Origin of the sequence: Flavobacterium ardleyense (assembly GCF_033547075.1) — a bacterium.
GTDB lineage: Bacteria > Bacteroidota > Bacteroidia > Flavobacteriales > Flavobacteriaceae > Flavobacterium > Flavobacterium ardleyense_A.
The window spans coordinates 131,462-157,748 of sequence record NZ_CP137891.1 but is presented as its reverse complement, the minus strand read 5'-3'; the positions used below and the strand labels follow the sequence as shown (position 1 = coordinate 157,748).

Here is a 26,287-nt window from a genome sequence, read left to right as displayed (position 1 = left end):
ATTCATTTATATAATTTAAATTTTATTTTGTAGGACTTGAGCGTACTGTACAGCAAAATAAGACCTTCGGCGATTAGGAGATTGCTATTTTTCATGCCAAATATTTATTTTCCTGATAGAAAATAAAGTTAAATAGTAATTTTTACAATATATTTGAATCAACTACAACCACAAATGAAAATGATGCAACTTAAAAAAATACGCATAATTGCCGCAAAATATATTGCGCTTAGTACTCTTTGCATAACTCTGGCAGTGAGCTCTTGTAGTTCTAACGATGATACTTATACAGAAGTTCCGCCACCTTCTGTCTCCATTAGCAATACCATTTATCCAAAATTAAGCGATTACAATTTCTTCAAAGGAGATATAAAACTTCAAATTCCCGCTGACGAAATGCTGCCTTATGAACCTATTTCGTCACTTTTTACAGATTATGCCAAGAAAAAGCGATTTGTCTATATTCCTAAAAATAAAAAAGCAAATTACACCGCCGACGATGAGTCATTAAATCTGCCGATTGGTTCGGCACTTGTCAAAACTTTCTATTACGAACAGGTGTTGCCGTCCAATAACGCACGGATTATAGAGACTCGCGTAATGATTAGGAGAGATACCGGTTGGGTTTTTGCAGAATATGTGTGGAATGACGCTCAGACCGAAGCTTATCTTGATATGAGTGGGAGCACGACGGCTGTAAATGTTCAGCGTAATGGGATTACTTTAGCAATTAATTACGAAATTCCTTCCGAAAGTAATTGTGCCACTTGTCACAACAGTGCTGAGCAGCCAATTCCTATTGGTATCAAACCGCAGAGTTTAAACAATTCATATTTATATGCCGATGGCGTAAAAAACCAGTTAACCAAGTGGATTGAGAAGGGATTTCTTCAAAATACAGTTCCTTCACAAATTTTATCGGTTGTAGATTATGCTGATACTTCCAAAGATATTAATTTGCGTGCTAGGTCCTATTTTGATATCAATTGTGCGCATTGTCATCACGAGGATGGCAGCGCCAATTATGTCGATTTAAGATTTTCATTTGCAGATTCAAATAATTTTGAAAACCTCGGGGTCAATCAGGGTGCGGGAATTCCGGTTCCTGGCGTTTCTCACGGCTTAATTGTCGCCCCTCAAAATGCACCACAATCATCATTGTATTATATGATGGGCACAAATAATCCAGCGATCAAAATGCCACGTTTGGGCCGCACAATTGTAGATCAGGAAGGATTGGCATTGGTCGAAGCATGGATTAACTCGCTAGATAATTAATTTTCAATTGATGTTTTTTATTTGGGCGCAACCTTCGCCGTACTTGCTAGCAATTCTCGATAGTAATAACTGCATCAAGTTTTTCAAGACAACTCTCCTGAGCGAAGGTCAGGCTGTGCACTGTATCTTTGCTGCCAACACGATTTCTGGCTGAAAGCTAATTATATATGGCAGCAAAGGATGCCGTTCCCATCCTTTGCGCAAACGATCATATTATTAAGATGTAAAGATTTGCAAATCAACGGTTAAAAAATTTTAACAAAACTTTTTCGATTTACGTATTGATTTACTCAATAAAGGTTGTAGATTTGCACTCGAAACAACGCGGGATAGAGCAGTAGGCAGCTCGTCGGGCTCATAACCCGAAGGTCACAGGTTCGAGTCCTGTTCCCGCTACTAAGTTAGAAAGCCATTCAGAAATGAATGGCTTTTTTTGTGGCTAAAAGTGATGCCTTTTAGGTTCCACTTTCTACTCACAAACCTTCCCATCCTCTGGAGGGGTGTCCGAAGGACGGGGTGGGCGCGCGAAACATTTCCGCCAATCCAAAGTGAATTTTCTAAACATAAACTATTCGAAACACAACATCCTCTAAAACCCATAACTCAACTGCAAGCCACCATAATAATTTCTAGGATTTCCTGGATAATAATACCTTGGAGCTTGACTTCCAAAGGCTACGGCATTGGTCACAACGCTCGCAGCATATTGTTCATCTAGCGCGTTATTTACTCCGCCATAAAGATTTAGTTCAAAACTTTTATAGATTTTGAAACTATAACTAGCTTTAAAATTTAGTAAATTGTAAGAATCTGTGAATTCAGAATTTGCATCATTTAACGGCAATTCGCCTACATTTCTAAAATTTGCAAAAAACTCAAAACCATTGAAGGTTTTTAAATCCACTCCTACATTCATTGTGTATTTCGGGACGCCGGGAAGTTTATTGCCAGAAAAATCCTTGTCATCATTTATAAATTGATCAAATTCAAAAAAGTTGAAAGCAGCGTTTAGATAAGGTTTAACTAAAATCGACTTTGACAGTTGGAAATTATAGTTGGTCAGAAATTCAATTCCGTTGTGATTCGTTTTTCCTGCATTCATTCCAATATATTGGTCTTCAGCAATTCGCTGTGCCACTAGTAAATTGTCAATCTGAATGGAATAGACAGATAGCTCTATGTACAAATTATTATCCAGCCAATTTCCTTTAAAACCGACTTCGAAGTTGGTGCCAATTTCTGGTTTCAAACTAGTATTTATTTGACCATCTGGAGTTAAAGTTTCAGAAACTGTTGGCGTAGAGAATCCTTGACTGATCGATGCATAGATGTTTTTTCCTCTTACAATTTCGTAGCTACTTCCAATTCGAGGAGAAAAAATTGTTTCGAAACTATAGTTACCACTCTGATTTATCTGATCACTACTAAATAAATCTGTCAGGCTATACTTTGTGGTATTTAAATTTGCACCTACTTCAAGACTCCATTTTTCAGTTAGGTCCAGATTAATTTGTGCAAAGAAGTTCGAGTAGTTTCGATCTTGTTCGTTGTTGCTAAGTCTGTCACCTAAAACACTTCCTTGGCCTGGAAAATCTTTATAAAGATTTTTAAAAGTTCCAGTTTCATACCACTCATTATAGTACTGCGCACCAAAGCTGATTTCCGAAGGAAGTTTGAAAAGTTGAGTGGCTAAATTAAATTTGGTGCGGATTCCAGCAGAAACGGATTCTTCTTTTAAAATGTCAAAAGGACGAGGTTCGTAAGCATCTCTAAAACTAATAAAAATGCTGGTCGTATTGGTAAAATTATCAGAAAGCGAGTGCGTGTAGGAGCCGCCAAGAAGTCCGCGGTCATAGGATTCGAAGCCTTGAGCTTGCTTCCAAGTGAAGGATGCACTTTCGGGATTATTTAAATAATCATTTTTGTTGAGCGAACTTGGAATGAAAGCTTTAAGTTGAGTGAAATTGGCGATATAGGATAATTTACCTTTATCGCTGGTAGAAATAGCTCCATTTACTAAAGCGGATTTACGATCATAATTTCCGTTTTCGCGGTATCCATCGCTTTCTAAACTTGAGAAAGTTGCAAATATTGAGGAGTTTTCGGTTGAATTTGATGCTTGTAAAACGTGTTTTTGGGTGTTATAACTTCCAAATTGACTGCCCAATTTTGCTGATGTTTCGGCTTTAATAGATGTTTTTGAATATAAATTAATTGAGCCTCCAAGACCTGCTCCATATACACTCGATGTTGGTCCTTTGATAATTTCTACTCGCTCTACAGCTTCTTGGTCAAAATCGTCTAAAGTTAACTCACCTTCGGCAGTGGATAATGGAATGCCATCATAGTACGCCTGAATTCTATTGGTGCTATACTGCGATCTCGCGCCAATCCCACGAATATTAATTTTATTAGTGTTTAGAGCGCCTTGATTGATGTAAATTCCAGGGACATTATTTAAACTCTCTAGAATGTTTGTTGCATCGGTTCTTCTAAATTCTGCTGCACGAATTACACTGATAGAGGACGAAATATTTTGAAGTCCTGTAGGAATATTTGTACTTCGAATTTGCACTTCGGATAATGCCTCTACCAATGTAGATAAATAGAACACTCTTTCTCCACTAGTTGACGATAGCTGAACCGACAAATTTTGGTAGCCAATAGCTTTCAATATATAGTTTTCAGAAATTGAGTCCAGATTTACAATGAATTGTCCCTCTTTGTTAGAGACCGTTATCCATTCTGCACCTTTATAAATATTCACTGCAGCTATAGGCTGTTGGCTTAATCTGTTTAAAACTTTGAACTGAACTTGCTGAGAGAATAATTGTCCAACAGATGAAATGAATAGTAGAAGTATAAAATATTTTTTCACGATAGCGGTTATTTAATTGATTAAAAGAAAATAAGATTACTGTTTGTCTAGTGTTTAGCTTTAATAAGATTCACGTCTTGCAATCCGAGATGCTTCGGTAGAGGAAAAATGCTCAACAACTGCCGATCTGAAAGCCTGATTTGAAAGATACTCATTTTATGAACTTGAATTCTTTCGGCGAAAGCCATCTTACTAAAAAATGAACGCAAATATTTTTTGAGAGACCATTTACGAACTTTTGTGATTAAAGATTTACTGTCGTTTGCATTGTAAAAGTTATTTTTAGTACTAATTGCTGTTAATCTATGGCTCAAAACTTTATAAATTGATTAATTTCAAAAATTATTTTAGAATAAATTTCAACATAATAAACTTAATAAAATTAAATTATACGTGGATAAAAGAAAAATCAGCAGTGAAAACAAAAAATCATTAGTGCAATATGGCATAATCGCTGTAATTGCGGCCGCACTTTACTTTACAGGACTGCATACCGAAGTGATCGCATTTGTGCAACGTGGCTTGTTATCGACGGGAATTTTAAATCCAAATGTTGAGAAAATAATAGAATCTCGTTCTAAGGAAACGGCAGATGGAACGCTGTCTAGTACTAACAAAGCTAATTTGGATTTTACACTTATTGACAAAGATGGGAATGAAATTTCGCTTGAAGAAATGCGAGGTAAAGTAATATTTATGAATCTGTGGGCTACTTGGTGTGCACCTTGCCTTGCCGAAATGCCGAGCATAAAAAAACTGCATAAGGAAATGGGGGATGAAGTTGCATTTGTGATAATATCGCTTGATGACGATTTTGAGAAAGCAAAAGCATTTAACAAACAGAAAGGGTATAATCTGCCAATTTATGCGCTTGAAAATACTATGCCCGCTATGTACGACTCTTCTACAATTCCCACTACTTATATTATAGATGCAAAGGGAAATTTAGTATTAACTCATAATGGAATGGCAGATTATAATTCGGAAAAATTCAAGATGTTTTTGAGAAGCTTGAAGTAGAGTTTCTTTAAATAAACTTCAGGTAACTAATTAATCAAAATTCTAATTTTTTTCTTTCTTTAAATTGAAAATTCACCTAACATAAATCATGAAACTAAACCTCTTATTTATAAATGATGTTCATGGTTACATTGCGCCACATCCAGAGTTGTTTTACGACGAGACAGGAGAAAAAGTAGAACTAGCCGGAGGTTATGCATATATAGCTGGATTGGTTGAGGAAATACGCAATGAGAATCCTAACACACTGTTGTTTGACGGCGGTGATACACTGCACGGCACAAAGCCTCTTGTTGATTCAGAAGGAGGGGCCGTCGTGCCTATTTTAAACGCTATGAAGGTAGATGGTATGGTAGGACATTGGGATTTTGCTTATGGTCCTAAACATCTAATAGAAGTTGACCGAGAGCTAGACTTTCTAATTTTGGGTTGTAATGTTTTTAACGAAGATGGTTCGAATTTCTTAATGCCAACTGCAACTTATGAAATCGATGGTTTCAGAATAGGGGTCATCGGAATCTGTGCTATGATTGTAGATAAAGTAATGCCTGAAAAAATGGGCGAAGGTCTTAAATTCACTTCTGGAGTGGACGAGGTTCCGCGGTACATAAAGAAATTAAAAGATGAAGGTGCAAATCTAATTGTGCTGCTTTCGCATAATGGTTTTCCGCAGGATGTTGCCTTATTGGAAAAAGTTGACGGAATCGATATCTGTTTGAGCGCACATACGCACAACCGACTTTACGAAGCTGTTGAAATTAATGGGACTAAAGTTATTCAGTGTGGTTGTCACGGAGCTTTTCTTGGGAAAATCTCGCTAGATATTGAGAATAAGGAAATTCAAAACTTCAATTACGAACTTATAAAAATCACCAATAGACTTCCTAAAAGTACCGAAGTTAACATTTTAGTTGGGCAAGCATTACAACCGTATCAAGAATTGAGAACTAAAGTTATTGGTAGCACAACTGAGATATTACATCGTTACAATACTTTAAATTCATCCATGGATAGTTTTCTCTTGGAATCAATTGCGCATTCTACAAAAACTGAAATTGCATTTTGTAACGGATGGCGCTATGGTGCACCGATTGCGGTTGGCGATATTACCGAAGATGCATTGTATAATATTACCCCAATGAACCCTCCAGTGTCTACCGTCGAAATGACAGGAACTGAAATTAGAGAAATGCTCGAAGAAAATTTGGAACATACTTTTTGTAATAATCCTTTTGGACAAATGGGCGGTTATGTAAAACGTGTTTTTGGATTGCAAATTAATATGCGAATAGAAAACCCGAAAGGATACCGCATTCAAGAGATATACTTTCGGGGCTCTCATCTTGACTATTCAAAAATTTACAAAGTTAGTTTTGTAACTACTCAAGGAGTTGCAAAGAAATACGGTAAGAATAGGCAAGAGCATACTCATAATGCAGTGGAAGCAATGAAAGCTTTTCTAAAAGAAAGGCCTGTTTTTACTCTGAGCAAAGTACAAAGTTTTAGACTGGTGTAAAGGTTTTGAATTCTTTGGCAGATTTCCCTATTTTGATTTTATAAAGCAATGGTAGCAAAAGTCTGCGTGAAGGACAGGAGCGGCATCCCCCGATTGCTATCGGGGATATAGTGGATGGCCTGGCCCAAAGGGACACGCCCAAAAAAAAAGTCTTATTCAGAAAATACTTATGCCTTTTTTAATCTAGATGAACAATTTTAATTATGTTTACAAGTACCGAAACTATATGTACAAATTTTAATTCTACATCTTAATAAAATCGAAAATGGAAAAATTTTTAAATATGAAGATTACCGCAAAGCATTATTTTGCTGTTGCTTTTTGGGTAATTACGATTATTACAGTCGGTGCGCAGGTCTATAATTCTTAAAATTCTTCACCGTTTACACCTTTATTTTATGAGAAATATTTTTTTGATGCTTATCGTTTTAAGCAATTCGATCTGGGCGCAGACTGCCAAAATTGAAGGCGTAATCAAAGATGCGGAGACCTTGTTGCCGATATCTTACGTGAATATTTTTACAGAAGCCGAACTTAAAAACAATTCAACCGGATCGATTTCCAACGAAAACGGAGAATTTGTGGTGGATGAAAGTAAATCAAAAACGACTTTTTCTCATATCAATTACGATTCTTATACAGTTGAAACGAATGAAGCTTTGAAGGAAGTCTTTCTGATTCCGAAGAATTATGTATTGGATGAAATTGTAGTTTCTAATGAAAAATCTAGCGCTTATTTAGAGAGAATAATTGATTTTTCGAAGAAACGATTGGACAAAAATATTCTTCTAAAAGCTTATGCACGGGAGATTGTAAAGGTTAATAATGAGTACACAAAATATTCGGATGCGCTTTTGGATTATTATGTAAAAAAGGATAATGGGAAATCTACGGTGATTATGGGGCAGCATCGAGCATTGCATAATTCGAAATTGGATGAGGAAGAGGAAGGAAATATGAATAATGTAAATTCAGCTTTTAACGTAAAAGACTATGTTAAAAGTTCTTACAATTTTGACGAGATCGAGAAAATTTTGAAGGACAAAGATTACGAGTTTGAAAGGCGAATAAAAAAGGAAGCGGACGGCAGCGAGTATGAATATGTGACCGTAATACCAAACGAGCAAAGTAAGAAATTCTTGCTAAAGGGTTACGTTATAATTGATCCAACGACAAAAAGTATTCTTGAATACAAGCTTTATAGTTCAGAAAGTCACTTTAAAAATTCTAAGCTGATGAGTATCTTAATTGCGAAAGTGAAGCTTAATAAATTTTTAATCTGGTCGAAATTTAAAAACATCAACGATCAATATATCTTAAATTACAATAAAAAAGAAATAGCAATGTATATAAAAATGGGTAAAAGAGTCGATGATTCCTTCGATTTTTCTAACGATTTATTTATATATGAATTTAAAAAAGATGTGCAAATTCCTGAAAAAGGCTATGATAAAAAAACGATTTTTGAGGCGGGCACAGATTTTACAGAGAATTTTTGGACAAAATATAATGTATTTCCACTAAGTGAAAGCGACGAGAAATTTATCAATTCTGTTCAGCCAAAATAATTTCAATTTTACTATTCTTTGATAACTTCTGACTTAGGAAGGGGAATATCAATGTGATTATTCTTGAAATCAAACCATTTTTTTGCCATCAAAAATTCAAGTTCTTCAAAACTTTTGGTTGCGATGAGGTTCATAACTTTTTTGTCTTCGCAAAGGTGAATGATAAAACTTCCGATATCTTGGGAGTCGATTTTTAATTGTTCTGTAAAGTATTCTTGAAAATTGTCGGTTAAATATTCCTGATATTTTTGCTGTTTTTCTATCGCAACATATTTCTTAAGTCGTTTGGTCCTGCCGCTAATCGCATTAATAATTGGATCAACTTGCAGGCTACCACCTAGTAATCCGAGCAAATGAATTGGTTTGAAATCGCCAGCGGTTAGAAGTTGTCTTTCGTATTGGGTCGGCGTCTTTACAGGTTTGGGAATTATTCCCAATGAATAGGCGCTGATTTCAGAATTTGGTCTGATTTTGACCTCGTTGAGCTGAATAGTATTTTGTGGAATCAAAAATGTTAATGTGTCGGTTCTGGATGTCGCTCTTTTTTGGAATTGAGAATTTCGAATAGAATCTTTCGCTTTCGCTAAATTTTGGAAAGCTTCCTTCTCTTGAGAAAATGACTTTAATGAACAGAGAAGTACAACCGACACTAATATTTTCATCTTGAGATTTTTAAGATATTTAGCAACAGAAAATCTCGTGAAATGACAGTGTTTTTTTTTCTCAAGATTAGATGAACAATATAAATAAGTTTTGGCTTAAGTGCTAAATTCTCAACATCTTGAAGTATTAAATTTTTGATAAATTATTTATCGGATTTCTTTCAAACTACTTAATTGCCTGTTTGAAAACATTCGCTAAGCATTTTATAAAGCTCAGGATGTTTCTTTTCTAATTTTTCTGGCTGTTCAAAAAAATATTCAGAAGCTACAGCTAGGAATTCCGCTTGGCTTGTGCCGCCGTAATGTCTGATGTCAGATTTATTGTTGTTGATTTCTTCCATCTTACGGTGAATAAGTTTAAGCCACTGATCAATATAAGGTTTTTGAATCAGTCTCTCAGGGACACCATCAGTTACACCGTCCATTTTATCAATTAGATGTACAAATTCGTGAACGGCAGTATTGTGCTTATCCGAAGTGATATTAAAGCCGTCGTGAAGTGCTTTGCGTGACAGAATCATTTGATTTTCAAATCTGCCAGTGCCTACCAAACCAAGAATAGTTCTCTTCTTATGTTTAGTGTCAAATTGCAGATCATCATTAAAAGTATCAGGATAAAGCAGTACTCCACTTAAATTGTGATAATGCCATTCTTTAAAGCCAAAAACTGGAATTACTGCACTCGCGGCAACCAGAATTTTATCCAGTTCAGTCAACTTTACTTTCACCGTATCGATATAAACTTCGCTTAAGAAAACCATCATTCTTGATTGAAATCTCTTTTGTTCTGTAGGAGATAAGTTTTCGTAAAACTGCACATTTTCCAAAAGTATTGGATGCCAATGTTCAGGAAATTCGGCGAGTTTACGCTTTTGCGAACTTTTGAAAAGGGAAAAGATTACTAAGATGATTAAAATCGAAAATATTATAATAACGTAAGTCATAATTTATAAAGCTGAAAGAGTGAGGATTCTAGGTTAAAAAATCAGTTTTCTCAAAGCTATAATAAATTTTAGCAAGAGAGTGATTTATAATATTTCATTAACAAAATCGTGGTAATTAGATTGGAAATCGACTTTTAGTAACTAAATTATAGAGAGGTCAATTTTGATGAGGTTTACTCTGCATTCTCTCAGCATTTTCAAGTATGCGTTATTTGAGAAAAAATATAGCACAAAACTTTATAGCCAAATTTGTCGACTTGTAGGAAGCTCTTGATTTTATTGTGTCACAAATCTAAATGTTGTTTGAAATTATTTTGCAGGCGACGTCTGAGTAGAATTTCCGTTAGATAGAATAAAATTCCAGCAGCGATCTTGATTAAACCAGATATTAATGTTGCGCTGTTTATAGCATTTAATCCAGCTTTAAAATTTATTTAGTTTCATTTTTGACTTTCTTATGTTCTGCGAAACTCGATTTTGAAGTACAATAGAACTTTGAAGATACAAAACTCATATTTTAATAATAGTTGAACTACTGATTTGAAGTAAATATATCTAAAATTTACGAAGCGATATTATATAAAATTTCTATATTTGCATTGCGCGCAATTTAATTTTAAGCAATTTACATGAAAGCTACTTTTGGACAGAATTTATTAAGAATAATTTTAGGGCTATTTATGACAACGGCTGGAATTGGACATTTAACTTTTCAGCGAGACGAATTTCAAGCACAAGTTCCTAGTTTTCTGACAGACAACGAATCTTTTATAGATTTCGTAGTTTTATCTTCGGGTGTGGTGGAGATTTTATTTGGATTAAGCCTTCTGTTTGTGGTCAAATATAGGCCACATGTTGGCATCGCTTTGGCAATTTTTTATATTTTAATTTTCCCAGGAAATATTTCTCAATACACGAACGGAATCGATGCTTTTGGCTTGGATACCGACTTAAAAAGATTGGTCAGATTATTTTTTCAGCCTGTGTTAATTCTTTGGGCTTTGTGGTCGACAGATGGTCTTAAATTTTTAAGTAATAAGTTTAAAAAATAAATAAAAAAAATAATGGAATTTTACAATTTAGAAGCAAAGAAGATTTCTGGCGAGACGGTCTCAATGTCAGAATATAAAGGAAAAACTATAGTGGTTGTTAATACCGCGAGCAAATGTGGATTTACTCCGCAGTACAAAGGTCTTGAAGAATTATATCAAAAATATAAAGATCAGGGATTGGTAATTTTAGGTTTTCCTTGCAATCAATTTGGCAAACAAGAACCCGGGAAAGCGCAGGAGATTCAGGAGTTTTGCGAAATTAATTACGGAGTTACCTTTCCAATTTTTGACAAAGTTGACGTGAATGGATCCAACACACATCCTATTTTTAAATATCTAAAATCGAATTTAGGTGGGTTTCTCGTGAGTTCGATCAAATGGAACTTCACCAAATTTGTAATCGACAAAAACGGAAAGCCAATTAAGCGATTTGGCCCAACTACTAAACCTGAGGATATGGAATCTTTTGTAGGGAGTTTGCTGTAGTCGTTATAAACTATTATTATGAGTTCTTAAACTAGTATCGAATAAAACAGTAAATGGGAATTATTCGGTTAGGAGTAATTTTGTAAAATTTCAAAATCTTCTTATAATCCCATCTTATTTTACTGTGGTATCCTTATTTTGATTGAATTTAATATCTAAAGATGTATATTGGAACAAATCCACTTGCGCCAGCATAAAGGAATGGACTATTGAGCATTTCGTCTTGAGCATTTACATTTGCTCCCGCCGAAATTAATAGTTTTGCAATTTCTGTATCTTCATTATAGGTTGCAAGCATCAAAGCGGTTCTGCCTTTATTGTCCTTCATTTCTAGATTTGGTCTCGATTTAAGGATTTCTGAAACCAATTTTAAATCTTGTTTTTGAACTGCAGAAAGTAATTCTAATGTTGATTCTTGAGCTGAATGTGTCATAGTAGTATTTCCTTTTGAGTTGCCGCAACCAATCACGCCGAGACTTGAGATAATTAAAAAGAGCAGATATTTTGAAATTAGTTTCATAATACAAAATTGAAAATCATTCGAAATACCAATATAGGTAAACTTGTTAAGAACCCAAAGATCAAGGTAGATTTTTTGGATTTCATGATGGCTTCTGATTTAAAAAATGGAATTTATTATTTTCAAAAAGTAAAAAAATAATAGCGACTCGAATTAGGGATCCAAATCGCTACTACCAGTCAATTGCAGGGACTTTTGATTATATTTTTAAAGTTTTTAATACTGCCAGAAGCAGTTCGCCGCTCAATCTTTCTTTATAATTTGGATTAATGTATTCGAATAAAATTTTCCCAGCTTTGTCAACTATCAAAACTGTTGGCACAGGCATAACGTCAGATGTTTTTCCAATTTGTGACTTTGATGAAATATAATCAGTAAGTGATGCTGGCGTCGAAAAAGCGATTCCAATTTCTTTTATAAATTTTCCGCCTTGATCAGACAAAACGCTGTATTTGATCTTTTCTTTTTCTTCGGTGTTTTTTAAATTTTTGTAATCGTCTGGACTAATTGCTATGATTTGGTAGCCTAACTCTAAAATTTCTTTTTCAATATCTACCAACCCAGAAAGTTGCTTGTTGCAGTAAGGACACCATCCACCACGATAAAAGACCATAACAGTAGGTTTTTGAGACAGGATTGTGCTCAATTTTAGCACTTTGCCATCTGCATTTTGCAGCGATGCTTCGGGAAGTATTTCGCCAATCAGCAATGGACTTACATCTTCTGCTTTTGTGGGAACTTGAGCAAAAGTTGGAACAGTAGCAGAAATGCTAAAAAGAATCAGGAATGTTTTGAAAATGTTTGTCATAATATTTTTTTTGTGTTAGTCGCATTTTAAATTGCGGTTGTAATTATTTTAATCGTGTGAGAATCTTAGCTACTTTGCCCAAGTCGCTCTCAATGATTTCGGGTGTAGCTGCGAGTGGAAATAACTGTTGCCCCGGTCGGCTAATAAATGCTGCACGCCATCCCGCCCAGAGTGCACCTGCGACATCCCATCCGTGAGCGGCAATAAGCATACATTCTTCAGGCTTGGCATTCATAGTTCGTGCCGCCCAGTCGTAAGTATCTCTAAAAGGTTTAAATTTTCCAATGTCCTCAACACTTAATCTGTGGTCAAAGAAATCTGTTAATCCAGCAAATTCAAATTGTTTTTTAACGCCAGCATTGGATGAGTTCGTGAATGAAACTAAGGTATAACCCATGCTTTTTAGTCGTTGCAAAGCCGGAATTACATCAGGATGCGGAGGCAATGCCTGAAGAGAGTTTACAATTGTTTTTCGTGCATCTTCTTCAGAAATGCTAATTCCATTATTGGCGGCGACCATCTGCAAAGCTGCCGCTCCAATATTTCCAAAATGTTCGTATTGACCACTTGCAGTAGTTACTAATGAATATTGCAACATAGTAGTAAACCACAGCGACAGTAAGTCAGATCGTCCATTTAGGGCTTGGCCCACAATTGTTTTCATTTCGGTCAGATCCAGTAAAGTTTCATTGACATCAAAAAACAAGATTTTTGGTCGGGTCGCAATAGCAATTGTATCCGCTTGCTCATTCAAACTAGCAGCCATCGCGGCAGTTGGCATAACCAAACTAGATGCGCTCATCACTCCCAAATTTTTAATAAAGTTCCTTCGATTGTTGCTCATTTAATGTGCTTTATAGATTTTTAGCTACACAATTGTGTACAGCTGTCCGTTGACGGGTTTACTTAGTTACTTTTTTTGTCCATGCATATTTTTCTGACGATGAATCGAGTGGAGTCGCGGCAACGCTATTGGTATAATTGCTAATTACTTTTTGTGACAAACCTAGAATTATTTCCAAAATGTGGCTTTGCGAATATCCAGCAGCATAAAAATCAGTAAGCTCTTGTTGACTTACAACACCACGATTTCGGGTCATTGACAAAGTCATCAAGTGAAGTGCTTGCAGTTTTTCTGTTGGCATTTCTGTTTGATTTCGCAAGGCATCTATAATTGCATCGTCCACTTTCATCGCTTTTGCAATCCCGGTATGGCCTGGAACGCAATAGTGGCAATTGTGCTCCACATTAATAGTTTGCCAAACAACTGTTAGTTCGTCTTTATCAAAAGAAGATTTCATAAAATGCTTGTGTAAATCTATATAAGCTGCCAAAGCGGTAGGCGCCTCAGCTAATACTCCGTGTAGATTTGGAATAAATCCGTGTGCTTTTTTAGATTGCAAAAGCAATTCTTTACTTCCTTCTGGCGATGTTTCGATAGTGTGTATGGTCATTTTTTCTGTTTTTTCGGATAAATTTATAATTGGTAATTTTAAAATATAAAAAAGAATATCTAAACAATCGGTTAGATATAGAGTAAAAAAATATTAGAGGTTTTTAAAAATATTTTCGATGTAATTAGTTAGTTGTTTGTGGCTAAAAACTCTACTAGCCGAAGACAATCCGAACATCGATATCAGCAAGAAATCAGACTGCTGTTCCAGAATCTCTTCAGATATTGAAGTATCTCGTTTCAAAATATCTTTAAATAAATTTCGCACATTTTTGGTAAAATTACCCAAGGCTAAGAGAATTTCAGGGTATTCATTCTGGTTGATTTCATTTGCGACATTAGTGATTAAACAGCCTTTTCTGAGGTCATTTTCAGTCGAAAACTCGAGAAAATCATAAAAGTATTGCTTGATCCCTTCCAAACTATTGGCCGAATTATGAAGATTCACCGAAAGTTCTTCCAACTTGGCTTTGTAGCATTTGATGCACTCTAAAAAAAGCCCATCTTTGCTTTCAAAACTCGAATAGATCGAGAATTTATTAATTCCCATTTCTTTTTCCAGCATCGACATTGAAGTAGATTCATAGCCGTTGCGCCAGAAAAGATTCATTGCTTTTTCTATCACTTCATCCTCCCGATAAGCCTTTGTACGTGCCATAATTATTAGATTGAGTACAAAACTAAACAATCGGTTAGTTATGAGAAAGTAATTGGGATAAGTTTAATATTCTACATTATAATAGTGTTTCCGCTTTCGCGAAATTGCCAATGACTACGCAACAGCGATTAGAAGAAAGTAGAGAATTTAGGTTTACAAGCACAGAATTTCCCGCTGGCTGAAGTTTCGAGACGTTGGTCTCCATACAATTATTGTTATAAAAAACTCGATAGCGCGAATTTGTAATCCGTGCCTGCAACTAAAGATGCTGTTTATAGATTGATAATAAGATTTCCACTTCGTTACGGAGTAAATTTTCTGATGGCGTTAATAATCCTATAGAATATGACTATGATGGTCACGGCAATATGATACGTGTTGACAACAAAGGAATTACAGGCATTCTATTTAACCATCTAAACTTACCAAATTACTTTCTCTGGTGGCACAACTCGCAAAATTAATTACCTTTATAATTCAGTTGGTGCAAAGCAAAAAAAGATAGTCTTCAATGGAACGGTTATTACTACCACAGATTATTTAAATGGTATTCAGGACACAAACGATGTTCTTGAGTTTTTCCAGCACACAGAGGTACATTTAAAACTTACAGGAGGATTTTTTAATTATACCGATCAATTAGGTAATGTACGTTTGAGTTATGCAGATGATCCTGATGATGGAGCTACAAGAATATTAGAAGAAGCCGATAGCGCGGATTTGTAATCCGTGCCCGCAACGAAAGATCACGTTTGTAGATTGAAAACAAAAAAGCATTTCATTACGGAGTAATTTTTCTAATGGCGCTAGTAATCCTATATAACATCGGAGATTTGAGTTTACTATCAAAAGCCATTGCCTACCCTGGAATTACCGAAAGCGGTAGAATCCGTTTTGACGGTCAGGTTGATGTGAAGTACGGTTTACCTTTAGATTTCTTTATCAAAGTTGGAATTACGGTCAATTATGACAACAGATCTGTAACAACGGCAAGCGATACTGATTATATTTTCCAAACTTCTTTTGCGTGGGAATTGTAGTGATTTAGGGTTTTTTAATATGAATTTCAGATCTTGGGTTTGCAAAAGCTGGAGTTTTAGTGGGAGTAACATTAGGTTCGTTTATTCCACTAGTAGGAACTGGAGGTGGAACAGGTGGTATAGTTTTTTATCTGCAGGAATAGGATTTGTTTTTATTAGTTGTTGGTTTATTGTTAATCCTTCTAGCTTTGTTAATTTTAGTACACGGAATGAAATTATTGTATTTATAACAGGGATTTTGGGAGTAGTTATTTTTGGAGTAGCTTCTGTTTTTTTGTTTATTAAATTATTTGGCAATAAATCGGGCTTGGTAATAAATAAACAAGGAATAATAGACAATACTAATTCTAGTTCTGTGGGACTAATAAGCTGGTCAGAAATCACTAAAATTTATAAAAAAAAGGTAATTTCAATAGAGATTTTAATAATCGAAATTAAAAACCCTGAAGAATATATTCAAAAAGCAAATGGATTAAAAAAATTAGGATTGAGACAAAACTTAAAATCTTATGGCACGCCAATCACGTTAACATCAGTGGGCTTAAAATGTTCCTTTAATGAATTGGAACGATTAATTTTAGAAAGCTATAATCAAAATAAACAAATGAAAAATTAGCCAAGCATTGCGAAGATTTGCTTTCGCTCTTTGATGGTCTATGCTGTTATTCCTGGAATTGTAACATTCAAATCTGTTACAAAAAGTGAAAGCTATCGTATTGATCTTATGATTATAATGGATTCAGTTAGAAAAGCTAAAGAAGCTGAAATTAAGAACAAAGAATATAATAACAGATTTGGTAACTAATAAGAGGAAAGATATGCTAAATAATAAATTTTTACTTGTAGTCTCACTATTTACGTTACAACTAATAACTTATTCTTGGCAAGAAAACAAAAAGGATGTAAATGAAAGTTATCAGGTAAGCGAACAATATTTTGACAAACGAATAGATTATAAAATAGAATTTCCAGACACAGTATATTCTGATAAATCATATCAGGGCATTATAAGATATAAAAGTTTGTTAGATACAATTACGACTAGTTTCGATGATAAAGAAAAACTTCGATACGTTATTTTTTATTCTACTATAGCAGAAAAAATAAATCCCGACCACGCTGATGTAAAAAAAATAGGCAAAAAGTACGGAGCTACTAATAATAGAGAAATTGAGCTCGATGAAATTATATTTACAAAACCAGGGGATTATTATATTGACGGTATTATTCATGACTTTGTGTTTATTGATGAAAATAAGAAGAATAAAGAGGGAGAAGAACTTGTAAGAATAATAGAAAATGAAGAGCGAGCATTTAAAAAAGTATTTGTTATAAAAAATCCTAACTAACCAATGAAAAAATTAGTTTTATTACTGTCAATCGTTTTTATCAGTTGCGACAAAAATATAGAAAAATTAAATTTAGAAATAGATTCGTTAAAGCAAAAAAATGATAGTTTGTTGAAGATAACCAACGCGTTAGAAGATAAATTTGTTTTTGACGAAGCTAGAATTAATGTTGTTCCTTCCGAAAAAAACAGCAATAAATTAGGCTCTAAGTACGAAGGCACTTTTGTAATTGAGGCTTATAATAAATCTGATGAAGTTTTGTTTTCCAATAACTTAGATGACTCGAATGAATTGGTTAATCCTCAAGCGCTTAAAAATGATGATGGAGTATACCCATTTGAATTTAAACTCACTCAGAAAGAGAATAGAGTTTATTTTATTATAAAAAATTCCAATAGTATTGGCAAAAGTTTTGATGGCATCATTATTTCAGATAAAGCGGATTAGCAAAACGAAATATAAAGAATTAAAATATAAGCCAATTGCGCGAAATGTCGTTTTCCCAGTTGTGAGAAGTTTAGCTGTAGCTCCCAGCTTTGCGAATTTTAGTTCTCGCTCTTCGATCCCCGATAGCTATCGGGGTTGACCTCGAAGCGTACTAAATTACAATTGAAACCCCGCTTCATTTCGAAGCGGTTTTTGATTTTAATAATTCTTCCCTAGAACAAAAATAAGTGTTATATAAAACATCTATGAATAGCCTAAAAATATAAAATTTATTACAGTTTTAAATAAGTAACTATTTTAGAGCAGAAATATTTTTATCGTGAACATTTTTTGAGCATTTTCAATGTAGTATGCAACTGCATTTTCAACATTTTTAGAAGCAATAGGCGAAACTATAATCTTATAATTCATACTTATTCTTTAAATCAGAATAAAGAGTTTCGGCATCAGTATAAGTAGTTTTGTCGGAGTCCAGCTGTCCGTATAAAATTTGCTGTTGGGTTGCAGACAAGTTGTAAGGTTTAGTTTTTATGGTTGGTTCTACAAGTGCATCAACATATCCAATAACACGTTCTAAAACACCTTGGGGAGCTTTTTCAAGTTTTTTAATCAGTAAATCAATAGATGTTGCTTCCATAGTCAATATTTTTTATAGAGCGAGTTGTATAATTATCTTTTTATGACAAAAGCATCAATCAAAATTTTGATTAACATTTTATCAGAATTCTGCATTTTTTTTCAGCTTTAAATTTTTTACATTAACCTTTATATATCGTTTGGGTATTTCTGTTGGCGGGGACTTTTTATAACAAGTCTTTGTAAATATAACAAATTGAACAACTAGCAAAAATCTTGCTGATAGGAACTTCCGACCCGCTAATAGAAATACCGTGTTAGCCAACAGTTTTTTATATTATTAGTTTGTAAGCAATAATAATTAAAAATGGCAAACTATTATTTAATGCGTGAAAAAAGTAAGAATAAAAAATATTATATTTTCGGGTAATATAACAGAAAAATAAACCAGCAATTATTTTCTCTGTTATACCTAATAAATTTATATATTCAAAATTATGGAAGTTTGATAAGTGCATAAGACCAAAAATAATTGAAGAAATCCAGATTAAATATTTTAAATTATCATTAATATAAAGCAAAAATTTTTCATAGCGTTGATTTTGAAAGTAAATAAAGCCTGTTAAGATAATTAATACTATTATCGATGAGTTTCGATAGATGTCGACTTTGATAAATGTTGCTAATAAAATTATTAAAGCAATGACACTAATTATAAAAATATTTTTATTCTTAAATCTCAAAAATCCTCTATAACCAAATTCTTCAATTAACGGAATTAAAATTAGATATGGAAAAATTTTTTCAATATTATATAATGTCAAATCACTTTCTTCAATAAATGGTTCATCAGTATAAAAAGATTTAATAAATAAAACCAAGAAGTTTAAAATTGTAAGAAAAATGAAAATTATAAAATCTTTTCTAAAATTTCTAATACTCTTTTTGTAAGGATTATTTATGAATTTTAAAAAATCATTTTTTTTTACACATTCAAAAAGATTCGTCATTCGATATTGGCAGTTATTATTAAAATTGTTGCTAACAATAAGCTATCGGCTAAATTGTTAGAGAATCCGCTCATTGCTAACTCAGAAGACACACGAAGTGTATTGATAATGTTTTCTACATTATCAGAAGAAGAGTAAGCTTTCTTCTTCATACTATCCTACCTACGAATATTGAATTCAAACAAGTTTTAATAAATCATCTTCACACACTCCTTTTTAGGATGTAATTGCTTCCGTATCTGATGAAAATATATTTGCGCAAATTATTTATTAGTATCACAAATATACTAATTACGTATCAAATTCAGTATTTACTGCGGTAATAGATTTATACTATTCCTTTTCCTTGTTCTCTTTTTTAAATGTGTCGGTCAAACCTAATTCTTTCTTAGTTGTAATGAGGAAGAAAATAGAAACTATAGCAAATGCGCCCCTATAACTGTAGTTATCAGTTCGTTTAGCACAACCAAATAAAATAATTAGAACTGCCCCTGAAGAAATTGACACCGTTTAATTGTTATAAGTATCCGCTCGCATTCCATTGTTTTAAAAGAGTATCAGCAAAATCTAAGATCCCATAATAGAACGATATCGGGATTACACTACCCTAATTTTTTATATGAATTTCGGTCAGAATGCTTCACATTCCATCTAAAATTATTTCCCAAACAGCCATTATCTTCCATCTACAGTCATATCATATTCGAATTCCGAATTATGTGTGAAATCAAAATTGTATATTTGCACTTTATTTAAAATTATGACACACAAAGCAGGATTTGTCAATATAATCGGAAACCCAAACGTTGGGAAGTCAACTCTTATGAATGCCTTTGTAGGTGAAAGGCTTTCTATCATTACATCTAAGGCCCAAACCACAAGACATAGAATTCTTGGAATCGTCAATGGAGAAGATTTCCAATTGATCCTTTCGGATACGCCTGGAATTATCAAACCAGCCTACGAGATGCAAGCTTCTATGATGAATTTTGTAAAATCGGCGTTTGAAGATGCGGATATTCTGATTTATATGGTCGAAATTGGAGAACAAGATCTGAAAGATGAAGCGTTTTTTAATAAAATTATTCACGCGAAGATTCCCGTTTTGCTATTGTTGAATAAGATTGACAATAGTAATCAAGAACAATTGGAACAACAAGTAGCTTTTTGGAGTGAGAAAGTTCCGAATGCTGAAATCTTCCCGATATCGGCACTTAAGAATTTTAATGTGCCAGAGGTTTTTTCTCGTATTATCGACTTACTTCCAGAATCGCCAGCATATTATCCAAAAGATCAATTGACTGACAAACCCGAACGTTTCTTTGTAAATGAAACAATTCGTGAAAAAATACTTCTCAACTACAGTAAAGAAATTCCGTATGCTGTAGAAATTGTAACCGAAGAGTTTTTTGAAGATGAAAATATCATCAGAATTCGTTCTTTGATTATGGTGGAAAGAGAAACACAAAAAGGTATTGTGATAGGCCACAAAGGAGCAGCATTAAAGAAAGTAGGAGTAGAGGCAAGAGCAGATCTTGAAAAGTTTTTTGGAAAACAAATTCACATCGAACTTTATGTGAAAGTCAACAAAAACTGGAGAAGTAATGCGAATATGCTTAAAAGATTTGGTTATAACAACTAGATTCTTCTTCTTTAATTTCTTTAAACTCAAAGATTTGAAAATTCATTTAAATGTCTTTCGAAGATTTGATCCCTAGCCCTGATGGGAACGGCATCCTTTTTCTTTTTCATTTAAAAAAAAGAAAAAGATACAGTGGACAGCAGGATAAAGCTCCAAAAAAAAAGCTTAAAAACTTAAATGTCAAAGGTTCTTGAAAAAATGTACCTTTGCAAAATATTTCAGAAAAAGATGATGAACAATATTGTAGCGATTGTAGGACGGCCAAACGTGGGGAAATCCACGCTTTTTAACCGTATGATACAACGTAGAGACGCCATAGTTGACTCTACTCCGGGGGTAACTCGCGATAGAAATTACGGCAAAAGTGAGTGGAATGGTAAGGAATTCTCGGTAATTGATACCGGTGGATATGTGCGTGGCTCGGATGACGTTTTTGAGGGCGAAATCAGAAAACAAGTAGAATTAGCAATTGATGAGGCGGATGTGATCATCTTTGTGGTGGACGTTGAAGAGGGTATTACTCCGATGGATGATACTGTTGCGAGACTGCTTAGAAAAGTGACTAAACCAGTAATTCTTGCGGTGAATAAGGTAGATAATGCAATGCGTGAGAAAGATGCATTGGAGTTTTACAACCTTGGATTAGGCGACTATTTCACATTTGCAAGTATTTCAGGATCTGGAACGGGCGACTTGCTAGATGCAGTTGTAAATGCGTTTCCAGACAAACCAATCGAAGAAGATACTGACTCTGATTTGCCAAGATTTGCTGTAGTTGGGCGACCGAATGCAGGAAAATCTAGCTTTATAAATTCGTTAATTGGTCGTGATCGTTATATTGTAACTGATATCGCGGGTACCACTCGTGATTCTATTGATACTAAATTTGACCGTTTTGGATTTGAATTTAACCTTGTGGATACTGCGGGAATCCGTAGAAAAGCCAAGGTAAAAGAGGATTTGGAATTTTACTCTGTAATGCGATCTGTACGTGCAATTGAGCACGCAGATGTTTGTATCTTGATTATCGACGCTACTCGTGGATTTGAAGGTCAAGATCAAAGTATTTTCTGGCTTGCTGAGAAAAATAGAAAGGGTGTGGTAATTCTTGTGAACAAATGGGATCTTGTTGAAAAAGATACGATGAGCACAAGAGATTACGAGAACAAAATCAAAGAGGAATTGATGCCATTTACGGATGTGCCAATTTTGTTTGTTTCGGCTCTTACAAAACAACGTTTGCTGAAAGCTCTTGAGGCTACAGTTGAGGTTTTTGAAGCTAGAAAACAACGTATTCCAACTTCGAAATTCAATGATTATATGCTTAAGATTATCGAAGGTAATCCGCCGCCAGCATTGAAAGGAAAGTACGTAAAAATTAAATATTGTATGCAATTGCCTACTGCGACGCCACAATTTGTGTTTTTTGCAAATTTACCGCAGTACGTAAAAGAACCGTACAAACGTTTCCTTGAAAACAAAATTCGCGAAAACTGGGATTTTTCTGGTGTACCGATTGATGTTTATATTAGGGAGAAGTAGGATAGGTGACAGTTTACGGTTTTCAGTTAACAGTTTAGGTTGACGGAAAATTGATTGTTGAATAGATAAAAAAGACAGCTTTGGATGATGAATCTTGAGTTGTCTTTTTTTTTGGCTGTTAGTTGTCAGCTTTTAGCTTTTAACTTTTCCGACTTTTATCGGAAGCTAGCTACTTAAACACAGAAGTGCAAGAGGGGAGGCTGTTCTGAAAATTACAGCCAAAAAAAGACAACTCCCAAAATTTCTCGAGAGTTGTCTTTTATGTTTTTTCTAATAATATATGTTCAAGCAGTAACTGCATAGTAAGTACGATGCTTAGAGCGCTGCGAAACTGTTAACAGTAAACTGTCCACCGTTAACTCTAAAGACCTACCAACTCCCTCCAGCACCACCGCCAGAGAAGCCACCGCCTCCAAAGCCTCCACCAAATCCGCCGCCGCCGAAACCGCCGCCAGAAGATCCTCCAAAGCCACCGCCGCCGCCCATTCCGCGACCGAGACTGCCTAGAATAATCATATCAGCAAGATCAAAACCGCCGCCTCTATTGCCAGAATTCCCGCCGCCACGACCATTGTTCTTGTTTTTGGAAATAATAAAAATGATGATGACGATAATTATGATAAACGGCAAGAGAGGAAGACTCTTTTCTTTATTCGCCTTTCGAGTTCCTTTGTATTTTCCATTCAGAACATCAAAAATCGCATCGGCACCCTGATCAAGTCCCGCGTAATAGTTATTGCTTTTGAAGTTTGGAAGAATAACATTTCGAATTAATTCACCATTTACACCAGCCGTCAACCTATCTTCGACACCATATCCTGGTGCGATCCAGATTTTACGCTCTTGTAGGGCGAGTAAAATTAAAATTCCATTATCTTCCTTGGCTTGACCAATTCCCCATTCTTGAGCCCATTTTGGAGCCAGTATTCCAATACTTTCTCCTTTAATAGTTGGCGTCGTAATTACTACAATCTGTGTGCTTGTCGAATCAGAATAGTTAATCAGCTTTTGCTCTAAAGCTTGTTTTTCTTGAGCGCTCAGTACATTTGCATAGTCGTAAAGACTTGTCTGCATTGTTGGTTTTTTCGGAATATCAAATTGCGAATACCCCAACTGCACAAAGCACAATAGGAAAAGTATTTTTATATAAAAGTGTCTTGTCATTATTTAGTTTTTGAGGTCTCCACGCGAAATCTCGTTCGGTAGTTCGTCGATGTCATCTTCCTGCCACGGAAAATACTTTTGTAGTTGCTCGCCAGCATTTTTAATACCTGCAATAAGGCCTTCTTTAAATTCACCTTGCTTAAAATGAGCACGCATTATGTCCTTACTTGAATTCCAAAAAGTCGCACCCACAACATCATTGATGCCTTTATCGCCAAGAATCACAAAGGCGTGATCTTCGACTGCAACATAAATAAGTACGCCGTTTTGCAATTCGGTAGTGTCCATTTTGAGTAAATGAAAAACTTCTGTGGCGCGAGTACTATGCGCCACAGAAGCTGTTTTCTCTATATGTACCCGTATCTCGCCAGAGGTTGCTTTTTCGGCTTGCTTGATAGCTTCAACTATTTGAAGCTCCTCATCTTGGGTTAAAAAATCTTCGACTAAGGACATATAAATTTATTTTTAGAATTGAACTTCAACTGGTCTTTCAGCTCCTTCAACAGCATTGAAATATGCTTTTTCTTGGAATCCGAATATCCCTGCAAACAGGCTGTTTGGGAATGTCTTGATATGATTGTTATAAGGTTTCACAGCCTCATTAAATCGTGTTCTAGCAGTAAGAATCTGGTTTTCTGTACTAGCCAATTCGTCTTGCAATTTCAGGAAGTTCGCATTCGCTTTCAGTTCAGGGTAACGCTCAACGCTTACCAATAATCTAGATAGTGAAGACGAAACTCCACTCTGCGCAGAGTTAAACGCTGCCAATTGCTCAGGCGTAATATTTGTAGGATCTACAGTTACTTGAGTCGCTTTTGCACGTGCTTCAATTACCGCCGTCAAAGTTGATTTTTCAAAATCTGCAGCACCTTTTACAGTGTTTACAAGATTTCCGATCAGGTCATTACGTCGTTGGTAAGATGTTTGCACATTTCCCCAAGATTCTTCAATGTTTTGGTTTAATGTCACCGCAGTGTTGTTTACTCCTTTCATCCAGAAAAATAGAATCACTATTATTCCTCCTACTATAATCCAAGGCAAAAATTTTCTCATCGTTTTAGTTTTTTTAAGTTTGTTAAGGTATTTATTTATTGGTTGTTATAATTCATTTTTAATTTTCGTCAGTTGATCGCGCACCGACTGAAGTTTGGCAATAATTTCAAATTTATCCAAAGTTTTCTTCTGCCCTTGTTTTAAATGTAATCTTGCGCCTTCAAGTGTAAATCCACGCTCTTTTACAAGATGGTAAATCAATTTTAAATTGGTGATATCCTCCGGGGCAAACATCCTATTGCCTTTGGCATTCGTTTTTGGTTTAAGAATATCAAACTCTTTACACCAAAACCGAATCAGAGATGCGTTGACATCAAATGCCTCCGAAACTTCGCCTATGCTATAATATCTTTTTCCGGGTTGTAACTCTTTTTGCATCAGTCTAAAGATTGATTTTCTTGATTTGCCGCTTTGGAAATCGCTATATATTCTTCCGCCGAAATATTTCCGTAATAATAGTTTAAAGGATTTACAACTTGGCCATTTTTATGAACTTCATAATGCAAGTGCGGCCCTTCACTTCGACCTGTACTGCCAACAAAACCTATGATGTCGCCTCGTTTTACCTTTTGTCCAGCGCGCACATTATATTTGCTCAAATGCCCATACAGCGTCTCATATCCAAAACCGTGCTTCAGCACTATATGATTCCCGTATCCACTCGCATTATTATCCGCTCTTGCCACAACAGCATCGCCGGTGGCAAAGATAGGGGTTCCCGTCTTAGCAGAAAAATCCATTCCCTCGTGAAATTTTCGAGCCTTCGTAAATGGATCAGTCCTATAGCCATAACCCGAAGCAATTCGCTTTAAATTTTCATTCTTCACCGGCTGAATCGCTGGAATTGCCGTTAATAACTTCGCTTTCTCTTTGGCCAGTTTTATAACCTCATCCAAAGATTTTGATTGAATCGCAAGCTGTTTTTGCAGCACATCCACGCGCTTGCTAGTATTTATTACAAGCTCCGAGTTATTGTAGCCTTCCAATTTTTTATACCTATTTATACCTCCAAAACCCGCTTTTCGCTGTTCGTCTGGAATAGGCGCCGAATTAAAGTAAGTTCGATAAACATTATTATCCCGATCTTCGAGATGTTCCATCACATTACTCATCTGATTCAAATTTTCATTCAAAACAGCATAATTCAAACGCAAATTTTCTATCTCCCTCGTTAGTAATCGATCTTTTGGCGTTTCAAAAAATGGCGTATTTAGCACTAATACAAATCCCAAACCTCCAAATAATGCAGATGCCACCAAAAATAAGGCTGCATATCCTATTTTCGTTCGCTTTTTAGCCTTAATTTTCTGATAGGCTAAGGTTTCCGAATCATAATAATATTTTACCTTTTTCATATTTTAAAATATCCTATTTTTGCAGTCAGAAAATAGGACTCAAAATCCATTTATTTTAATTGTTCAAAACAAATTTAATAAATGTTTTCACGTGAGTCGTCTTTTTTTAGATTATTATAGGCTTTTGTGCCTTGATCCGGCTGTCCATTGCAAGTTCTCAACCTGAAAGCTTTTTTTTCAATGTGCCGGCAGGAGCTTCCGTTGGTCGCTCTGCCTGCCCAGAAAAAAATAGCTTTCAGGCCCTCGAAGCTTTCCATTGCCATCCG

Annotated in this window: 27 protein-coding genes and 1 tRNA gene; 13 read left to right on the top strand and 15 right to left on the bottom strand. The window is 35.0% G+C overall.

Going from position 1 to position 26,287, the window contains the following annotated elements; genetic code table 11:
* Positions 1–180: 180 nt before the first annotated feature.
* Entirely contained in the window at positions 181–1,278 is a 1,098-nt protein-coding gene (locus tag SBO79_RS00690; RefSeq protein ID WP_318641127.1) for a hypothetical protein, read from the top strand.
* 323 nt (positions 1,279–1,601) lie between these two features.
* Positions 1,602–1,674, top strand: a tRNA-Met gene (locus SBO79_RS00685).
* A 193-nt stretch (positions 1,675–1,867) separates the two neighbouring features.
* Here SBO79_RS00685 and SBO79_RS00680 read toward each other — a convergent pair.
* A complete protein-coding gene (locus SBO79_RS00680; protein WP_318641126.1) occupies positions 1,868–4,156 on the bottom strand; it encodes a TonB-dependent receptor domain-containing protein in 2,289 nt (762 codons plus the stop codon).
* A gap of 393 nt (positions 4,157–4,549) precedes the next feature.
* Here SBO79_RS00680 and SBO79_RS00675 point away from each other — a divergent pair, with 393 nt between their 5' ends.
* The 3 genes from SBO79_RS00675 (at position 4,550) to SBO79_RS00665 (ending at position 8,260) form a co-directional block, all read left to right on the top strand.
* The gene (locus SBO79_RS00675; RefSeq protein WP_318641125.1) at positions 4,550–5,176 is read left to right on the top strand and encodes a TlpA family protein disulfide reductase; all 627 of its coding nucleotides are present in this window, start codon (positions 4,550–4,552) and stop codon (positions 5,174–5,176) included.
* Between the two features lie 88 nt (positions 5,177–5,264).
* Positions 5,265–6,692 (top strand): bifunctional metallophosphatase/5'-nucleotidase, encoded by a 1,428-nt coding sequence (locus SBO79_RS00670; protein WP_318641124.1) that lies wholly within the window; start codon positions 5,265–5,267, stop codon positions 6,690–6,692.
* Positions 6,693–7,090: 398 nt separating this feature from the next.
* Complete coding sequence (locus tag SBO79_RS00665) at positions 7,091–8,260, top strand: peptidase associated/transthyretin-like domain-containing protein (protein ID WP_318641123.1); 1,170 nt, start codon at positions 7,091–7,093, stop codon at positions 8,258–8,260.
* 11 nt (positions 8,261–8,271) lie between these two features.
* Here SBO79_RS00665 and SBO79_RS00660 read toward each other — a convergent pair whose 3' ends face one another.
* Positions 8,272–8,922: a hypothetical protein gene (locus SBO79_RS00660; protein ID WP_318641122.1), complete on the bottom strand. Its 651-nt coding sequence runs from the start codon at positions 8,920–8,922 to the stop codon at positions 8,272–8,274.
* A gap of 170 nt (positions 8,923–9,092) precedes the next feature.
* Positions 9,093–9,866, bottom strand: coding sequence for a M90 family metallopeptidase (locus tag SBO79_RS00655; RefSeq protein ID WP_318641121.1), 774 nt, complete (start codon positions 9,864–9,866; stop codon positions 9,093–9,095).
* Between the two features lie 629 nt (positions 9,867–10,495).
* Between SBO79_RS00655 and SBO79_RS00650 the strand changes: the two genes are divergently transcribed.
* Both SBO79_RS00650 and SBO79_RS00645 read left to right on the top strand, forming a co-directional pair.
* Complete coding sequence (locus SBO79_RS00650) at positions 10,496–10,918, top strand: DoxX family protein (RefSeq protein ID WP_318641120.1); 423 nt, start codon at positions 10,496–10,498, stop codon at positions 10,916–10,918.
* Between the two features lie 12 nt (positions 10,919–10,930).
* Positions 10,931–11,404: a glutathione peroxidase gene (locus SBO79_RS00645; RefSeq protein ID WP_318641119.1), complete on the top strand. Its 474-nt coding sequence runs from the start codon at positions 10,931–10,933 to the stop codon at positions 11,402–11,404.
* 148 nt (positions 11,405–11,552) lie between these two features.
* Here the strand turns inward: SBO79_RS00645 and SBO79_RS00640 are convergent, their stop codons facing one another.
* The 5 genes from SBO79_RS00640 to SBO79_RS00620 all read right to left on the bottom strand — a co-directional run bounded on the left by SBO79_RS00640 (position 11,553) and on the right by SBO79_RS00620 (position 14,843).
* Complete coding sequence (locus SBO79_RS00640) at positions 11,553–11,924, bottom strand: ankyrin repeat domain-containing protein (protein ID WP_318641118.1); 372 nt, start codon at positions 11,922–11,924, stop codon at positions 11,553–11,555.
* 199 nt (positions 11,925–12,123) lie between these two features.
* Positions 12,124–12,732 (bottom strand): peroxiredoxin-like family protein, encoded by a 609-nt coding sequence (locus tag SBO79_RS00635; RefSeq protein WP_318641117.1) that lies wholly within the window; start codon positions 12,730–12,732, stop codon positions 12,124–12,126.
* Positions 12,733–12,775: 43 nt separating this feature from the next.
* Complete coding sequence (locus SBO79_RS00630; RefSeq protein ID WP_318641116.1) at positions 12,776–13,534, bottom strand: haloacid dehalogenase type II; 759 nt, start codon at positions 13,532–13,534, stop codon at positions 12,776–12,778.
* A 100-nt stretch (positions 13,535–13,634) separates the two neighbouring features.
* The gene (locus tag SBO79_RS00625; RefSeq protein WP_318641115.1) at positions 13,635–14,186 is read right to left on the bottom strand and encodes a carboxymuconolactone decarboxylase family protein; all 552 of its coding nucleotides are present in this window, start codon (positions 14,184–14,186) and stop codon (positions 13,635–13,637) included.
* A 93-nt stretch (positions 14,187–14,279) separates the two neighbouring features.
* Positions 14,280–14,843, bottom strand: a complete 564-nt coding sequence (locus SBO79_RS00620; RefSeq protein ID WP_318641114.1) for a TetR/AcrR family transcriptional regulator — start codon at positions 14,841–14,843, stop codon at positions 14,280–14,282.
* Positions 14,844–15,643: 800 nt separating this feature from the next.
* Here SBO79_RS00620 and SBO79_RS00615 point away from each other — a divergent pair.
* The 4 genes from SBO79_RS00615 (at position 15,644) to SBO79_RS00600 (ending at position 17,679) form a co-directional block, all read left to right on the top strand.
* On the top strand, positions 15,644–15,883 hold the full coding sequence (locus tag SBO79_RS00615) for a hypothetical protein (RefSeq protein ID WP_318641113.1): 240 nt from the start codon (positions 15,644–15,646) through the stop codon (positions 15,881–15,883).
* 19 nt (positions 15,884–15,902) lie between these two features.
* Positions 15,903–16,499: an STM3941 family protein gene (locus SBO79_RS00610; RefSeq protein ID WP_318641112.1), complete on the top strand. Its 597-nt coding sequence runs from the start codon at positions 15,903–15,905 to the stop codon at positions 16,497–16,499.
* 202 nt (positions 16,500–16,701) lie between these two features.
* A complete protein-coding gene (locus tag SBO79_RS00605) occupies positions 16,702–17,232 on the top strand; it encodes a hypothetical protein (RefSeq protein ID WP_318641111.1) in 531 nt (176 codons plus the stop codon).
* Between the two features lie 3 nt (positions 17,233–17,235).
* A complete protein-coding gene (locus tag SBO79_RS00600) occupies positions 17,236–17,679 on the top strand; it encodes a hypothetical protein (protein ID WP_318641110.1) in 444 nt (147 codons plus the stop codon).
* Positions 17,680–18,079: 400 nt separating this feature from the next.
* Here the strand turns inward: SBO79_RS00600 and SBO79_RS00595 are convergent, their stop codons facing one another.
* Positions 18,080–18,316: a hypothetical protein gene (locus SBO79_RS00595; protein ID WP_318641109.1), complete on the bottom strand. Its 237-nt coding sequence runs from the start codon at positions 18,314–18,316 to the stop codon at positions 18,080–18,082.
* Between the two features lie 271 nt (positions 18,317–18,587).
* On the bottom strand, positions 18,588–19,265 hold the full coding sequence (locus SBO79_RS00590) for a M949_0222 family glutamic-type intramembrane endopeptidase (protein WP_318641108.1): 678 nt from the start codon (positions 19,263–19,265) through the stop codon (positions 18,588–18,590).
* Between the two features lie 760 nt (positions 19,266–20,025).
* Between SBO79_RS00590 and era the strand changes: the two genes are divergently transcribed.
* Both era and der read left to right on the top strand, forming a co-directional pair.
* Complete coding sequence (gene era, locus SBO79_RS00585; RefSeq protein ID WP_318641107.1) at positions 20,026–20,907, top strand: GTPase Era; 882 nt, start codon at positions 20,026–20,028, stop codon at positions 20,905–20,907.
* 231 nt (positions 20,908–21,138) lie between these two features.
* Entirely contained in the window at positions 21,139–22,449 is a 1,311-nt protein-coding gene (gene der, locus SBO79_RS00580) for a ribosome biogenesis GTPase Der (protein WP_318643373.1), read from the top strand.
* A 369-nt stretch (positions 22,450–22,818) separates the two neighbouring features.
* Here the strand turns inward: der and SBO79_RS00575 are convergent, their stop codons facing one another.
* Genes SBO79_RS00575 through SBO79_RS00555 form a run of 5 tightly spaced genes read right to left on the bottom strand, consistent with a single transcriptional unit; the run spans position 22,819 to position 26,021 of the window.
* Complete coding sequence (locus tag SBO79_RS00575; RefSeq protein WP_318641106.1) at positions 22,819–23,613, bottom strand: TPM domain-containing protein; 795 nt, start codon at positions 23,611–23,613, stop codon at positions 22,819–22,821.
* Positions 23,614–23,616: 3 nt separating this feature from the next.
* The gene (locus SBO79_RS00570; protein ID WP_318641105.1) at positions 23,617–24,066 is read right to left on the bottom strand and encodes a TPM domain-containing protein; all 450 of its coding nucleotides are present in this window, start codon (positions 24,064–24,066) and stop codon (positions 23,617–23,619) included.
* 12 nt (positions 24,067–24,078) lie between these two features.
* Positions 24,079–24,666, bottom strand: coding sequence for a LemA family protein (locus SBO79_RS00565; protein WP_318641104.1), 588 nt, complete (start codon positions 24,664–24,666; stop codon positions 24,079–24,081).
* A 45-nt stretch (positions 24,667–24,711) separates the two neighbouring features.
* Complete coding sequence (locus SBO79_RS00560) at positions 24,712–25,044, bottom strand: MerR family transcriptional regulator (protein ID WP_318641103.1); 333 nt, start codon at positions 25,042–25,044, stop codon at positions 24,712–24,714.
* A complete protein-coding gene (locus SBO79_RS00555; RefSeq protein ID WP_318641102.1) occupies positions 25,044–26,021 on the bottom strand; it encodes a M23 family metallopeptidase in 978 nt (325 codons plus the stop codon). The genes SBO79_RS00560 and SBO79_RS00555 overlap by 1 nt, the downstream gene beginning before the upstream one ends.
* Between the last annotated feature and the right edge of the window lie 266 nt (positions 26,022–26,287).